The organism is Collinsella sp. TM05-38 (genome assembly GCF_003466445.1).
Lineage (GTDB): Bacteria > Actinomycetota > Coriobacteriia > Coriobacteriales > Coriobacteriaceae > Collinsella.
In genome coordinates, this window is sequence record NZ_QSPM01000006.1 from 82,587 (window position 1) to 98,085 (window position 15,499).

Below are 15,499 nucleotides of genomic sequence, written 5' to 3' on the forward strand. Positions count from 1 at the left end.
CTCGGGCATCATCGCCCCATTCGCGGGGCCCGTCGCGCACTCTTTGCGCTTTAAACATTCATGCCTCTCGGCAAAACGTCCATTAGTTTATGGTGTCGCCATCCAATCTAGCTGCAGAATCTATGTGCACACATTAATGCGACATGTCGCGGTATCATGGCCCGAACCAAACGCATCCACCTTAAGGAGCCCGCCATGATTAAGCCCATCATGAAATCCGAGTTCTTTTTGCGCCTGCCTTCCGAAGACGCGGGGCCCGACGACGCCGCGACCGGGCAGGATCTTCTGGACACGCTGCACGAACACGAGCACGAGTGCGTGGGCCTTGCCGCCAACATGATCGGCGTACGCAAGCGCATCATCTGCGTAAAGGACGACAACAGGGCGCTGCTCATGTACAACCCTCAAATTCTTGAGAAGGTCAACGCCTACCAGACGAGTGAAGGATGTCTTTCGCTCGTCGGCGAGCGTCCCTGCACTCGTTATCGCCGCATTAAGGTGGAATATCTGGACGAGAGCTTTGTCCACCGCATCAAAAACTTCTCAGGCTACACCGCCGAGATCATCCAACACGAAATCGACCACTGCCAAGGAATCGTTATATAGTTCCGCCAATTCAAGAAGGCTCCCTGCAGCCAAGCAACTGCAGGGAGCTTTTCATAGTGCGGAACTTCTATCCCACTAGCTCTGGCGGTAGTGATCGAAGAAGTCGGCGAGGTCCTCGAGCGACTCCTTTAGTACTTCCATGCGCGGCAGGTACACGATGCGGAAGTGGTCGGGCTCGGCCCAGTTAAAGCCGCCGCCGCGCGTGATCAGGATCTTTTTCTCGTGCAGCAGGTCAAGGGCAAACTGCTCGTCATCGGTGATGTTGAACTTCTTAACATCCATCTTGGGGAAGATGTAGAACGCCGCACGCGGCTTGACCACCGAGATGCCATCAATCTTGTTGAGCGCCTCATACACAAAGTTGCGCTGCTCGTAGACACGGCCGCCGGGACGGATGTAGTCGTTGACGGACTGATGTCCACCGAGTGCCGTCTGAACGATCGATTGAGCCGGCACGTTGGAGCACAGGCGCATGTTGGAGAGCATGTTGATGCCCATGATGAAGTCGCTCATGCAGCGCTGGTTGCCCGAAAGCACCATCCAACCGATGCGATAGCCTGCAATCATGTGCGACTTGGACAGGCCGCTAAACGTAACGCAGGGCAGGTCGGGGGCAAGCGATGCAATGGAGACGTGCTCGTAGCCGTCCATGCACAGACGGTCGTAGATCTCATCAGCAAAGATCATCAGCTGATGCCTGCGTGCAATCTCGACGATGCCCTCGAGCACCTCGCGCGGATAGACGGAACCCGTGGGGTTGTTGGGGTTGATGATCACGAGGGCTTTGGTCGCGCTCGTGATCTTGGACTCCATATCCTCCAGATCGGGATACCAATCCGCCTGCTCGTCGCACAGATAGTGCACGGGATGTCCGCCGGCAAGAGTTGCGCACGCCGTCCACAGCGGGTAATCGGGGCTGGGAATCAGGATCTCGTCGCCGTTATCGAGCAGTGCGTTCATCGAAAGCTGAATGAGCTCGGACACGCCGTTGCCCGTGTAGATGTGCTCCATCTGAACATTGGGCAGGCCCTTGATCTGCGAGTACTGCATGATCGCCTTGCGCGCGGAGAACAGGCCGCGCGAGTTGGAATAGCCTTCGCAGTCGGGCAGCTGCTGGCGCATGTCCTTAATGACCTCGTCGGGCGTGCGAAAACCAAAGGGCGCGGGGTTGCCGATATTGAGCTTGAGAATGCGCTCGCCCTCGTCCTCCATACGGGCGGCCTCGTCAACGACGGGACCGCGCACGTCATAGAGGACGTTGTCGAGCTTGCTGGATTTAGAAAAAGTACGCATGGTGGCGCTCCTTGCAATTTGAGCCGAGGGGTTGGGTTCGGGTTTGGAAACGTTGCGGGGCGATGATGTCTCGCCTTGATCGGCGTCACTGGCGAGCAGCCAGGTAACATCGACCTCCAAAATACGGGCGAGCAGCTCTGCCACATCGCGCCGCGGAATCGTCTTGCCGCTCACATATTGGCTCATCTGACTCTTGCCGAGTTTTTTGCCGAGCATCTCCGATGCGCGGATCACGTCCGACTGGCGAACGTCGCGATCGGACATAGCCTGTCGCAGGCGATCGCTAAACGTCTCTTGGGCCACTAGAACCTCCTTGCTGGCAAAGTTCAATTTGTAGAACACGAATTGAACCTGAGTTCAATTTAGGCAGCAGTATAACGCCGTGCTATTTCGAAAAGTTCAATTTCAAAAATAAAATGAGCCAAACCTCGAGATTTATCCCAAGGCGATAACGACGTGCGCTCGTTTAGAGGTATTCGAGGAAACGAGCGGCGGCAAGCGAAACATCGGCCGTGCGATATATCGCATTGATCAGCCGATGAGGATGTCCCTCGAGCGGACGCACGGCAACATCGAACTGGCAGCGGCGCAAGATGAGCGCCGGAAGTATGCTCGCACCCAGACCGTCCTCGACCATGGCCATAATCGCATAGTCATCCCAGGTTGACAGCTTCGAGCGCACCGCCAGGCCCGCACGACGGAACAGTGGCGTAATCTCATCGTCACTGCCACGTTCCAGCAGAATAAACTGCTCGTTGGCAAAATCAGCAAGAGAAACGGCCTTTGCAGTGGCAAGTGAAGAGTTTGCCGGCACCACCGCCATCAGCTCATCTTGCACCAACGCCCGCGATGTCATGCCGTTTCCTCGGGGCTCACGCGGAATAAAGCCCAGGTCGCAGCGCCCTTCCGCCACCCATTGCTCAATCTCCGAGTAATCGCCCATCAGCAACTCATAATCGACGTCCGGGTGATCGGCACGAAAGCGCGCAATCACCGGCGGCAGCACATGGGTCGCCACACTCGAAAACGTACCGATGCAGATTTTGCCGCGCATGAGCCCACGCATCTCATCCACCCGTCGCTGCAAACGAACAAATTCCTCGCATAACGCCTCGACCGCCGGCATAACTTGCCGCCCATCGGAAGAAAGCACTACGCCCTCGCGGCTTCTATCGAGCACTTTAAAGCCCCAGTCTGCCTCAAGATCGGCCACCATACGGCTCACGCCCGACTGCGAATAGCTCATCCGCTCGGCGGCGCGCGTAAAACTGCCGGCGCGCACGGTCTCGAGCAGCACCTGCATCTTTTGAATATTCGTTTCCACGGCACCCCTCCACCTTTACATGAGTTTTTGTCATGTTATCCATGCATTATATTCGCTTTTCTTCTATAGCCACCTCACCCATAGTGAACATGTTCGGATATAAAGGGGACAGAAGCACATGAACAACGGACTGTTTACGTACTTAGCAGCATTGCTATTGTTTGGCTCCAACGGCATCATCGCCGCTGCCATCGCGCTGCCGAGCTCCGATATCGTGCTGCTGCGCACCTTTCTGGGAGCCCTCTCGCTTGTCACCATCCTCGTTATCACCCAACGCCATAAGCTGCAGGCGCCATCTCGTCCCCGCGAAGCCGCAGCACTCCTTCTCTCGGGAGCCGCGCTGGGCGCCAGCTGGATTTTTCTGTTCCGCGCCTACCAGACGATCGGCGTCGGCGTATCCTCGCTGCTGTACTACTGCGGCCCCATCATCGTCATGGCCCTCTCGCCGTTTATCTTTGGCGAAAAACTGACCGGCAGCAAAATCGCCGGCTTTATCGCCGTCGCCTGCGGCGCTTTTCTCATTGCAGCGCAAGGTCTCGGCGGCAACATGCCCATTGCGGGCATCGTCTGCGGCATCGCCTCGGCATTTTGCTATGCGCTGATGGTCATCGCTAGCAAGGGTGCGCCACACATCGAGGGTCTCGAGAACTCCGCGCTCCAGTTGAGCGCCGCCTTTGTGACCGCGCTGGTCCTTACGCTCGTCACCCAAGGCGCTCCCTCGTTTTTCTCCCCCGGCATCGCCGCAGGCATCGATTGGCGCGCCGTCGCTATGCTCGGCGTCGTCAACACCGGCATCGGTTGCCTGCTCTACTTTAGCGCCGTCGCCAAGCTGCCCGTGCAGACCGTCGCGGTTGTCGGCTACCTCGAGCCGCTCTCGGCCGTCGTGTTCTCCGCCGTCCTTTTGGGTGAAGTTATAACGCCAGTCCGCCTGATGGGCACCGCACTTATCATCGGCGGCGCGATTTTTTGCGAACTCGCTGGCAAGCGCGCAAGCGCCAAGGCCGGTATCGCCCAGACAGTACGCGCTTAAAAGCCCCTGTTTTGAAATGCTACCTACGTACATAAATAATCCCCAGCTGGGGATTATTGTCTAAAAATACCCGATGTGCCAAACTGCTCTTGTATGTATAAAGACGGCATAAAAGTTATCTGCTCAGGACAGATAACCGGATGTCTAAGGGAGTCCACGTGGCACACAACAAGTTGGAGGCAAACCTCCAAGACCAGCGCGGGCAAGGCGGGCACGGAGCCATCCCCCTCTCCGCTGGCATGCTGCTCGTAACGCTCGGCGTCGTCTATGGCGACATCGGCACGAGCCCCATGTACACCATGAAATCAATCGTCGCCAACAACGGCGGCATCGGTACCGTCAGCGAGGACATGATCCTGGGCGCGCTTTCGCTCGTCATCTGGACCATGACGCTCGTGACCACGGTCAAGTACGTGCTGATCGCCATGAAGGCCGACAACCACAACGAAGGCGGCATCTTCGCCCTGTTCAGCCTCGTACGCAAGGTGGCACCATGGCTGATTCTGCCCGCCATGATCGGCGGTGCGGCACTGCTTGCCGACGGCATCCTCACCCCCGCCGTCACGGTCACCACAGCCATCGAGGGTCTGCGCACCATCGAATGGGGCCATGCGCTGCTGGGCGACGGCCAGACCAACGTCATCATCATCACCATCATCATTATCTGCGGCCTATTTGCCATGCAGCGCGCCGGTACCTCGTCAATCGGCAAGCTCTTCGGCCCGCTCATGACGCTGTGGTTCCTGTTCCTGGCAGGCGCCGGTCTGTTCAACATGCTCGGCAACCTGTCCATCTTGCGCGCGCTCAACCCCATCCGCGGCATTATGTTCCTGTTCTCGCCCATCAACCATTCGGGCATTATGGTGCTCGGCTTTGTCTTCCTGTCGACAACCGGTGCCGAGGCGCTCTACTCGGACATGGGCCACGTGGGCAAGGCAAACATCTATGCATCCTGGCCGTTTGTTAAGGCGGCCCTTATCCTCAACTATCTGGGTCAAGGCGCTTGGCTACTCGCCAATAACTCCAACCCCCAGATGCTCGCGATGGATATCGTCAACCCGTTCTATATGATGCTCCCCGAGCCCCTACGCCCCTTTGCCATCGTGCTTTCGGCCGTGGCGGCCATCATCGCCTCACAGGCGCTCATCACCGGCTCGTTCTCGCTGGTATCCGAGGCAACGCGCCTCAACCTTATGCCGCATCTGCGCATCCACTACCCCAGCGACACCAAGGGCCAGCTCTATATTCCGCTCGTCAACAAACTCATGTGGGTCGGCTGCATCTTTATCGTGCTGCTGTTCCAGAACTCCGAGCGCATGGAAAGCGCCTATGGCCTCGCCATCACCGTGACCATGCTCATGACCACGACGCTTTTGACGAGCTATATCGCCGGCATTCTCAAGCACAAGCTGGGTGCCTGCGTCTTCGCCCTGCTCTTCGGTGCCATTGAGCTGTGCTTCTTCGCCTCGTGCCTTACCATGTTCTTTGACGGCGGCTATGTGATGATCTTCCTGGCCTCGCTGCTGTTTGGCCTTATGTATGTGTGGCGCCGCGGCACCGCCATCGAGCGCACGCAGACGATCCTGCTGCCGGTCTCCAAGTACATCGATCAGCTCAACCGCCTGCGCAACGACGAGACCTATCCCGTGCTCGCCGACAACCTGGTGTTCCTCACCAACAGCCCCGATCCGCTCACACTCGACCGCGACGTGCTCTATTCCATCCTGGACAAACATCCCAAGCGCGCCAAGGCATACTGGTTCATTAACGTGCATGTCACCGATGAGCCCTATACGCACGAGTATTCCGTCGAGACCTTTGGCACGGACTTTTTGTTCCGCGTGCGCCTGGACCTGGGCTTTAAGGTCAACCAGCGCGTTAATGCCTACCTGCGCCAAATCGTTGGCGACCTGATGGCATCGGGCGAGCTGCCGCCGCAGCACCACACCTACTCCATCTATGAGACGCGCGGCAACGTGGGCGACTTCCGTTTTTGCATGCTGCGCAAGATGCTCGCCCCCGAAACGGACATCAACCGCAACGACCACCGCGTGATGGCCATCAAGTACGCCGTCCGCCGCGCCTGCGGAAGCCCGGCACGCTGGTACGGTCTTGAGAACTCGGCCATCATCATCGAGTACGTGCCGCTGTTTGCCCGCATGCGCCCGGCCGTTAAGCTCGTGCGTACCCAGGTGCCGCTCGAGGTTCAGATCGAAGAGGCCGAGGAAATGGAAGTCGACATCTTCTCGGACGACTTGGTCAACGGCAACGAGGCCGGTAGGGACATGAACGTCGATCCCACCGAGCTGCTCGAGAGCGTCGCCGATACGCCCGAACAGCAACAGCTCGACGGTCTTGAGAACGAACAACTCAACGACGCCAACTTCTAGCGACGTCACAAATCAACGACAGCGGCCCTGCACCTCACGAGAGACGCAGGGCCGCTTTGCATTGCAGTAAAGCTAACGGCTACGAACGACGCGGCTCGGGAACCACGAGCCTATCGGGGCTCGCGCCCTCGGCATCCATCAAGCTCACGTAGCGAATCGACGGATCCTCATACATCGCATAGTAATAATTGCCCGTGCGCGCGCTAAAGCATCCGGTGTAGATAGTCTTCTCGAACTTGCCATCGCCCATCCTGGACGCCCCCTCAATCATCACCACGCCCTCGAGTGAGCGGAACATGCGGACGACGTTTTCGGCCTCGCTCTCCTTTTGCGGGTAATTGGCATTGAGGTACGCCGCCTTTACAAAACGGCTCGGCGAATAGCAGTCACCGGGAATGCCGCGCATGCCGGCACCCGCGCCATAGGGTTTGAGCTCGGCGCCACGCCATGTCGCCGTCTGCGGAAAATCGCTTGTGGCTGTGATATAGGTGTGCAGGTTTTCCATGTGCCACGGGAAGGTCGGCTGGTTGGCAAGGGTGTCGACCGGATCGTCGTATACATGCAGGCCGTCAGCCATCATCTCGACCACGATGCTGCGCTGGCTGTCGCCGATAATCCAATGGAGCAGCGACACGCCCAGCCCCTCTCCGGCAGATTTGGCGACAATCACCGTGTCGCGCAGCGCGGCCTCGACCTCATCGACCGTCGAGAACGTCGCTGCCACCCACAGGGGAAACTCATAGGCCGCGATATTGGTCTTTCCATCAACCGGGCCCTCGGCATACTCGGCATAGCCGGGAAAGTTAAGCCCCGCCACAGCCAGACCCGCATCGTTACCACAGTCGAAAAACATGGGATAGTTCTTGTAATCGATGCACATGCCGATTACCGCGTGTGCCGCCGACGCATCGTCGACAAACGAATACGGAATGTGAAACCCGCGCGGCATCACACGAACCTGTTGGCCGTAGTCAAAGCTCCAGTCGAGGTTGCGGCCTAGATACATGTGGCCAGAATTATCGGTAAATCGAATGCTCGTGCACATAGCGCCTCCTAGCTCAATGTTCTTACTAGGCTCATTGTCACCAAACAAAGGAGCGCTAAACAAAAAGTCCGGACATGACAACAATGTCATACCCGGACTTTACAAGCAAGATAGACCCAACCAAGTCAACCCCGCAGGTCGTCTAAGGGGTCAAAGTGCCGCAGATTGCCACGAAAGAGGAGCGAAGCGTACTTAAGGTACGCGAGCGACGATTGAGCGGCAAGGTGCGGTGCTTTGGTCCCCTTAGACCAACTTGCCAAGACAGTGATCAATCATGTGTTGGATCATCTGTGCCTCAAAACCTGCGTAGTCGCGGCGGCACTCCTTCATCTTGCCGTCGACGATCTGGTCAAAGGCAACCTTGCACTTGATGTAGCGCGTGGACTTGGTGATCTCGTCGTGCGTCAGGCAGCTCTCCTCCATCTTGCTGGCGCCCAGGCCAAACACCAGACGGGGGTTGTAGAGCACGTGGGGCTCGCCGGCATCGTCCAGATAGACGCAGACCTTCTTGGTGACGCCAATCTGGTTGGCGGCAAGGCAGCCGGCATCCTCGAGCGACTTAATGGTATCGATCAGGTCCTGTGCGACCGACTCGTCCTCGACAGTCGCAACCTCGCAGCGCTGGGACAGGATGACCTCGTCGCGGCAGAGCTCTTTAATCATACGTTCCTCCAAAGAGTTCGTTGTAACCGCTTAAGTATACGGTACCTACACATTTTCATACGAAAAATACCGCACGTCTGCCCCCAAAGCGCCGAACATCAACATGCGAGGAACACTAACTATAAAAAGGCGATATAGTAAGGAAGTTCGTGTCAATCGGCCTAAACTCGGGGCCGAACAAGGAAAGGGTATGCATGGACGAACTTTTTCACGTCAGTGAGCGCAAGTCCACAATCGGGACCGAACTTCGCGCTGGACTGACAACATTCCTGGCGATGGCCTACATCATCGCCGTCAACCCCGCGGTGCTCTCGGGCGCCGGCATCGATGCGGGAGCGCTCGCCTGCGCCACTTGTCTGGGCGCCGGCATCATGACCATCTGCATGGGCATCTTCGCCAACCGCCCGCTCGCCTGCGCGTCGGGTCTGGGCATCAACGCCATGATTGCGGGCATCACCACCACCATGTGCGGCGGTGACTGGCACGTGGCCATGAGCGTTATCTTCCTCGAGGGTGTCGTCATCTTGCTGCTCGTCCTTTGCGGCCTGCGCGAGGCCATTATGGACGCCATCCCCGTGGTCCTGCGCCACGCCATCTCGGTTGGTCTGGGCATGTTCATCGCCATGATCGGCCTGTGCGATGCCGGCATCATCACCGCTGGCGCCGGTACGCTTGTCGGCCTGGGCGACATCACCTCCCCCACCTTTATCGTCGGCATCATCTCCATCGTCGTGACGGTTGCCCTGGCTTCCCGCAACGTGCCGGGCTCGCTGCTCATCGGCATCATTGTCGCCGTTATCGCCGGTATCCCGCTGGGCGTCACCCATGCCCCCGAGGGCCTCATCGCCCCGCTCAACTTCTCGACCTTTGGCGCCCCGTTTGCCAACACGGCCGATGGCAACATTGCCATCGTGAAGGTTCTGACCGACCCGATGCTGCTCGTCGTTGCCTTCTCGCTGCTCATGAGCGACTTCTTTGACACCATGGGCACCGCCATGGCCGTCGCCAAGCAGGGCGAGTTCCTAACCGAGGACGGCAATGTCGAGGACATCCGCCCCATCCTGGTCGTTGACTCCGTGGCCGCCGCTGCCGGTGGCTTTATGGGCGTCTCCTCCATCACCACCTTCGTCGAGTCCACCTCCGGCGCTGCCGACGGTGGCCGCACGGGCCTCACCTCCGTCACCACCGGCGTGTTGTTCATCCTCGCCGCGTTCTTCTCCCCCGTCGTCTCCATCGTTTCCAGTGCCGCCACCTGCGGCGCCCTGGTCTACGTCGGCTACCTCATGATGAGCGAGGTCTCCGAGATCGACTGGTCCGACGTGTCGCAGGGCTTCCCGGCGTTCATGATTGTCGCCGGCGTGCCCTTCACCTACTCCATCTCTGCCGGTATTGGCCTGGGCTTTATCGCCTACGTGGTCGTCGCGCTCTTTAAGGGCGAGGCCTCCAAGATCAAGCCGCTCATGTGGATCGCAGCCCTTGCCTTCCTCGTCTACTTCTTCGTGGCGTAACGGCATAGTCTGCTAACGCAAAACAACAAGGCGCGGAGTCGCATCGAGCGGCTCCGCGCCTTTCTTTTAGCGTCTGCCCCCGTGCCAGCGTGCGACAATTGAGGCTGTCAATATCACAACACCGAGAGAAGCCTGCCTTGGAAGCACATCATAAGCAGATAACCGTTTATTCAGAGTGTGTGGAAGGAGCGCCCGTCATCTACCTCCCCGTTGTCATGGGCGACGGTAGTGAAGCCTACGAGCGCTGCCGAGAGCTCGACTGCCCGCCGTTCACCCTTGTCGCCATTGGAGGGCTCGATTGGAATCGCGAGCTGAGTCCCTGGGCATGCGACGGAGCTATACGAGATGCCGAGCCCTTTGGCGGACAGGCTGCTGGTTTTCTTGACGAGTTGTTGAAGCAGATAATCCCCCAGGCCGAATCATCGCTCCCGCAACCGCCCGCCTGGCGCGGCGTTGCCGGCTACTCGTTGGCGGGTCTTTTTGCACTGTGGGCACTTTGGCAAACAGATGTCTTTGAGCGCGCGGCGAGTGCATCGGGGTCGCTGTGGTTCCCCGGCTTTATCGACTACGCGCGCGAGCGTACGATGACAGCTACGCCCGACGCCACCTATCTGTCGCTCGGTAAAAAGGAAACCAAGACGCCCAACCGCATGATGCGGCACGTACTCGACGATACGCGCGCAATGGAAACGCTGCTCAGTGACCGAGGGATCCTCACGACCTTGGAACTCAACCCCGGCAACCACTTTGCCCAAACCGACCTGCGCATGGCGCGCGGCATCCACTGGATACTGACGCATTAAAAATGGTGCCCACGCGCATATACGCATGGGCACCATATCTTGTTTTAGCTGAACGCAGCTGCTACTTAGCAGCCTCCTCAAGCTCAGAAGTATCGAACTCAAAATCATTACCGGGCAGGATGGCGTTGAGCACAATACCCACCAGCGAGCCCACGGCAAGACCGGAAAGCGAAATCGTCACGCCGCCCAGCTCCAGCACGATGGCGCCGGCGGTGCTGTACGCAATACCGAGCGAAAGCACAAGCACCAGAGCGGCCACCAGCACGTTGCGGTTGTTCTGGAAATCGACCTGGTTCTCGATGAGGTTACGGACGCCCACAGCGCTGATCATGCCGTAGAGCACGAGCGACACGCCGCCGATAACGCATGCCGGCATGGCTGCGATGACCGCGGCAAACTTGGGGCAGAACGAAAGCACGATGGCACAACACGCGGCAATGCGGATCACGCGCGGGTCGAACACGCGCGTCAGGGCGAGCACGCCGGTGTTCTCACCATAGGTGGTGTTGGCCGGAGCGCCAAAGAGCGAAGCCAGAATCGTGGCAAGGCCGTCACCGAGCAGCGTGAGATGCAGACCAGGATCGGCGATGTAGTTACGCTCGCAAGTGGAGCCGATAGCCGAGATGTCACCGATATGCTCAATCATGGTCGCAAAGGCCAGCGGCATAATGGTAATGATGGCCGTCGTGGCAAGGCCGCTATCGAACTGCGGGCCAAAGAGCGCAAACACGGTGTTGTCCCACACGATGGGCAGACCGACCCACGGAGCGGCGGCAACGCCCGAAAAATCGACCTCACCCAACGCAGCCGCGACGGCATAGCTCACCACGACGCCCAGCAGGATCGGCACGATCTTGACCATGCCGCGGCCCCAAATATTGCAGATGACGATGACGGCCACAGCGACAACGGCAACAAGCCAATTGGTCTGGCAGTTGGCGATAGCAGAGCTTGCCAAGATCAGGCCGATGGAAATGACGATGGGGCCGGTCACCACCGGCGGAAAGAAGCGCATAACGCGCTTGGCGCCAAAGGCGCGGAACAGCGCTGCCAGCACCGGATAGAGCAGACCGGCGCAGGCAACGCCCAGGCAGGAGTAGGGCAAAAGCTCGGCCTCGCCGTTGGGCGCAATTGCGGCATAACCGGCAATAAAGGCAAACGATGAGCCCAAAAATGCCGGCACCTTACCGCGCGATAGGAAGTGGAACAGTAGCGTGCCCAAGCCAGCAAACAAAAGCGTTGCCGACACCGAGAGACCGGTGAGCACGGGCACCAGCACCGTGGCGCCAAACATGGCAAACAGGTGTTGCAGACCGAGCAGGAACATGCGCGGGCGGCCGAGCGACAATGCGTCGTAGATGGCATCGCTAACGGCGGGCGTCGAGGACTGGGACATCGATGTCCTTTCGAATGGAAGGGCGATCGGGCATATCGGATAAACTGCCCGAACGATACGATCCGAACCATTGTACGCGATACGCAGCGCCTCGCACGCGCCGCTGCCTGCGAACGGCATCGTTATTTCCAGACACGCTCCACAATACGCTTGACCAGTGCAATCTTTGCCCACTGCTCGTCCTCGGTCAGCTTGTTGCCAATCTCGCAGCTGGCAAAGCCACACTGCGGAGACAGATACAGGTTCTCGAGCGGCACATACTTTGTCGCCTCGCGTATGCGCTCGACGATGGCGTCTTCGTTCTCGAGCTCTGCCGCCTTGGTGGTCACCAGGCCCAACACGACCTTCTTGCCGGGGGCAACGTACTTGAGCGGCTCAAAGCCACCGGCACGCGGCGTATCGAACTCAAGATAGAACGCATCGACGTTCTCGTGTGCGAACAGGTACGGCGCGATGGGGTCGTAGCCGCCCTCAAAAGCATAGGTGGAGTGATAGTTGCCGCGGCACACGTGCGTGTTAATGACAAGGTCATCGGGCTTGCCCTCGATGGCGGCGTTGTTGAGCGCCACGCCCAGCTCGCTCACCTTTTGCAGGTCAACCGGGCTCATACCGGTCTTGGACACAAAGTCGGCATCGCAATAGATGCCCCAGGTGCAGTCATCAAATTGAATGTTGCGGCAGCCTGCGGCATACAGGTCGGCAATAACGGTGCGGTATGCTGCGGCGATGGCATCGGCGAGATCTTCGTCGGTCTTGTAGACGGCGCGCAGGCTCTCCTGCTGGCCATCGCAGCGGTCGAGCGTGACTTCGGAGAACGTCTGAATCGGCGCCGGAATGGTCTGTCGCGCGACCTGACCCTCCCCCTCGAGCGCCTTGACAAATTTGAAGTGCTCGACGAACGGATGATTCTCGCCGCTAATGGGACCGGTTACCACGGCGGTGTCGGCGGTAGTCTCCTCATCGTGGAACATATAGCCTGTACGCGAGGTGCGACGCTCGACGCCGTTCAGCCCCCACATAAAATCGAGGTGCCAGTAGCTGCGGCGAAACTCGCCATCGGTGATGACCTGCAGGCCGGCGGCCTTTTGCTTTGCCACCAAATCGCGGATGGCATCGTCCTCGACGGCCTTAAGTCCCTCGGCATCAAGCGTGCCTGCCGTATAGGCCGCACGAGCGTCCTTTACGGCCTGCGGACGAAGAAAGCTGCCGACGATATCGGCGCGAAACGGTGCGTTCGGTTGAATCGAAGTGCTCATAGATATCTCCCTTTTGCATTGGTTGCTTTACCGGGACAGAGTATGAGCGTTCATATGGCCATCGTAAAATATACGTTTATAACAGTTTGATATAGATGCTTCCTATGTCACTCTGGACTGCCATAAAGGGACTTGAACCGTGGGGAACACAGCAGCCTAGATATGCTGACGAATCGCGTCGATATAGGCCCGACCGTAGCGCGTGAGCGTCGTGTTCTTGCGCGTGATGATGCCAATCTCCATGTACTCGTCCACGTCGAGCGGAATCGAGATAATGCCGGGGCCGTTGAGCTCGTGGCTAATCACGCCCGAACACACCGTGTAGCCGTTGAGGCCCATGACCAGGTTGAACAACGTCGCGCGGTCGCGCACGCGGATATTCTTGCGACGCTCAAACGTCGAGGTCAGCTCCTCGGAATAGTAAAACGAGTTGTAGCTGCCCTGCTCGTAGGACAGGAACGGATAATCTTCCAAGTCCTCGAGCGTCACGCTGGAGCGGGTCGCCAGCGGATGGTCGGCGCATACAAAAACGTGCGGCGCGGCACAAAAGAGTCCCTCAAACATAAGCTCATTGGCAGCGAGCATACGCTCAATAACCTCGCGGTTGTGATCGGATAAGTACAGGATGCCCAACTCGCTTTTCATGTGCGCGACATCCTCGATAATCTCGTGGGTCTGCTCCTCGCGCAGGGTAAAGTCGTAGCGCGCGGCATCGAACTCGCGGATCACATCGACAAACGCGTTGACCGCAAAGGAGTAGTGCTGGCAGCTCACGCTAAAATGCGGCACCTGCTCGGATGCCCCTTTGAATTTGTCCTCGAGCAGATCAGCCTGATCGAGCACCTGGCGCGCATAGCCCAAGAAGGTCTCGCCCTCCTCGGACACAATGACGCCCTTGTTGGTGCGCTCAAAGATATGCACGCCCATCTCGTTTTCGAGATCGCGAATCGACGCGGTAATCGAAGGCTGCGACACATAGAGGCGACGCGAGGCCTCGGTGATGCTGCCACATTCGGCAACCTTTACAACGTACCTGAGCTGCTGAAGCTTCATGGCTTTCTCCCTAGACGTTCGCGATGCCGAAGTCTGCCGCGTTCATCTGACGCATAAATGTCGGCATCTCACCCGTCGCGGCGCAGGCGGCAATCTGATGCAGCGCTGCGGCAACCGCATCATCTGCCGCAGCGCCGATATGCCAGCGTGCGGCAGCCGTGACGGCCTCGTTAGCATTGGCGACCGCAACGGAGTTGGGAACGGCATCGATCATGGGCAGGTCGTTATCGGAATCGCCAAATACGGCCACCTCGTCGGGCGTTAGGCCCAAAGCGCGCGCCAGCTCCAGCGCAGCGCAGCCCTTGTCCCAACCAGCCGGAAGGATGTCGAACAGGCGCACACGGTTGTTGGGAAACACAAGCGAGAGCTCCGGCACCTCGGCGGCAACGCGCTCGCGTAGCTCCGCGAGCTCCTCACGCGAACGGGCGCTCCAGATATTCGCCTTGAACACCGGCGCATCATCGACGACAGGGCGGCACGGGGCCTCTTCGCCCTTGAGCCACGCATTGCCGCCCGATTCCATAGCGCGGCGCACACGCTCGGCATCACGTGTCACGCAATAGGCATCGTTATCCCAAAAGCCATCACCCAAGCTGTATACCTTCAGATAGGTATCGTCGGTTTCTTCTTCCAGATAGGCGGCCAAGCGCATAAGCGCGTCGTTATCGGTCGCACGCGAGGCGACCACTTCGCCATCGACAAACATGACCTGGCCGTTGCAGAATGCGCCGGTCGAAAAACACTCGGAATGATTTTTAAACATCCAGCCCATCGCGGACGGTTGGCGACCCGAAACCGGACCAAAGTGCAGACCCGCCGCCTGCATGGCATGAATGCCCTCGATGGCATAGTCGCTGGCGCCGTCATGCCCGGCCGGAATCAGCGTATCGTCCATATCGGTCAGCACGAGTTTGATCATAAGGTCCCCCAGTCGTTTTCATCCTAACCATTGTACCGATGCGCTAGTATAGGGAACAACAGATTCGATGCGGGAGTGCCGGCGGTGCAAACCATAAGGCTGAGAGGGCATGGGGCCCAATCCTTTGAACCTGTCAGTTAATGCTGGCGTAGGGAGCATGCCGCCTTTTTAGGGGCGCTGTCTATGCACAGCGCCCCTTTTCTATGCCAAGGA

At 58.7% G+C, this 15,499-nt stretch carries 13 protein-coding genes and 1 riboswitch; of the genes, 5 read left to right on the plus strand and 8 right to left on the minus strand.

The genetic code is table 11. From position 1 onward, the window contains the following. Positions 1 to 195 precede the first annotated feature (195 nt). On the plus strand, positions 196 to 606 hold the full coding sequence (locus tag DXD49_RS04730) for a peptide deformylase (RefSeq protein WP_117734541.1): 411 nt from the start codon (positions 196 to 198) through the stop codon (positions 604 to 606). Positions 607 to 681: 75 nt separating this feature from the next. Here the strand turns inward: DXD49_RS04730 and DXD49_RS04735 are convergent, their stop codons facing one another. Continuing rightward, a complete protein-coding gene (locus DXD49_RS04735; RefSeq protein ID WP_117734733.1) occupies positions 682 to 2,163 on the minus strand; it encodes an aminotransferase class I/II-fold pyridoxal phosphate-dependent enzyme in 1,482 nt (493 codons plus the stop codon). A gap of 202 nt (positions 2,164 to 2,365) precedes the next feature. Further along, positions 2,366 to 3,223: a LysR family transcriptional regulator gene (locus DXD49_RS04740; protein WP_117794353.1), complete on the minus strand. Its 858-nt coding sequence runs from the start codon at positions 3,221 to 3,223 to the stop codon at positions 2,366 to 2,368. Between the two features lie 118 nt (positions 3,224 to 3,341). Between DXD49_RS04740 and DXD49_RS04745 the strand changes: the two genes are divergently transcribed. Both DXD49_RS04745 and DXD49_RS04750 read left to right on the plus strand, forming a co-directional pair. Next, the gene (locus DXD49_RS04745) at positions 3,342 to 4,253 is read left to right on the plus strand and encodes a DMT family transporter (protein WP_117794354.1); all 912 of its coding nucleotides are present in this window, start codon (positions 3,342 to 3,344) and stop codon (positions 4,251 to 4,253) included. 140 nt (positions 4,254 to 4,393) lie between these two features. Then, a complete protein-coding gene (locus DXD49_RS04750; protein WP_117794355.1) occupies positions 4,394 to 6,643 on the plus strand; it encodes a KUP/HAK/KT family potassium transporter in 2,250 nt (749 codons plus the stop codon). A gap of 79 nt (positions 6,644 to 6,722) precedes the next feature. On the opposite strand, the gene bsh is transcribed toward DXD49_RS04750, so the two are convergent. After that, a complete protein-coding gene (gene bsh, locus DXD49_RS04755) occupies positions 6,723 to 7,688 on the minus strand; it encodes a choloylglycine hydrolase (protein WP_117794356.1) in 966 nt (321 codons plus the stop codon). A 243-nt stretch (positions 7,689 to 7,931) separates the two neighbouring features. Continuing rightward, a complete protein-coding gene (locus tag DXD49_RS04760) occupies positions 7,932 to 8,351 on the minus strand; it encodes a peptide deformylase (RefSeq protein ID WP_117734546.1) in 420 nt (139 codons plus the stop codon). Between the two features lie 194 nt (positions 8,352 to 8,545). Between DXD49_RS04760 and DXD49_RS04765 the strand changes: the two genes are divergently transcribed. After that, the gene (locus tag DXD49_RS04765) at positions 8,546 to 9,859 is read left to right on the plus strand and encodes an NCS2 family permease (RefSeq protein WP_117794357.1); all 1,314 of its coding nucleotides are present in this window, start codon (positions 8,546 to 8,548) and stop codon (positions 9,857 to 9,859) included. A 137-nt stretch (positions 9,860 to 9,996) separates the two neighbouring features. Then, a complete protein-coding gene (locus DXD49_RS04770) occupies positions 9,997 to 10,662 on the plus strand; it encodes an alpha/beta hydrolase (protein ID WP_147347832.1) in 666 nt (221 codons plus the stop codon). Positions 10,663 to 10,723: 61 nt separating this feature from the next. On the opposite strand, the gene DXD49_RS04775 is transcribed toward DXD49_RS04770, so the two are convergent. From DXD49_RS04775 to DXD49_RS04790, 4 genes are all read right to left on the minus strand, one after another. After that, entirely contained in the window at positions 10,724 to 12,058 is a 1,335-nt protein-coding gene (locus DXD49_RS04775) for a uracil-xanthine permease family protein (protein ID WP_117794359.1), read from the minus strand. Between the two features lie 122 nt (positions 12,059 to 12,180). Then, positions 12,181 to 13,314 carry a 5-methyltetrahydropteroyltriglutamate--homocysteine S-methyltransferase gene (locus DXD49_RS04780; protein ID WP_117794360.1) on the minus strand — a complete coding sequence of 378 codons (1,134 nt, stop codon included), beginning with the start codon at positions 13,312 to 13,314 and terminating at the stop codon, positions 12,181 to 12,183. 156 nt (positions 13,315 to 13,470) lie between these two features. Then, positions 13,471 to 14,367 (minus strand): LysR family transcriptional regulator, encoded by an 897-nt coding sequence (locus DXD49_RS04785; RefSeq protein WP_117734551.1) that lies wholly within the window; start codon positions 14,365 to 14,367, stop codon positions 13,471 to 13,473. Between the two features lie 10 nt (positions 14,368 to 14,377). Then, positions 14,378 to 15,286, minus strand: a complete 909-nt coding sequence (locus DXD49_RS04790; RefSeq protein WP_117794361.1) for an HAD-IIB family hydrolase — start codon at positions 15,284 to 15,286, stop codon at positions 14,378 to 14,380. 61 nt (positions 15,287 to 15,347) lie between these two features. Further along, a riboswitch (TPP riboswitch) is annotated at positions 15,348 to 15,458 on the plus strand. Positions 15,459 to 15,499 lie beyond the last annotated feature (41 nt).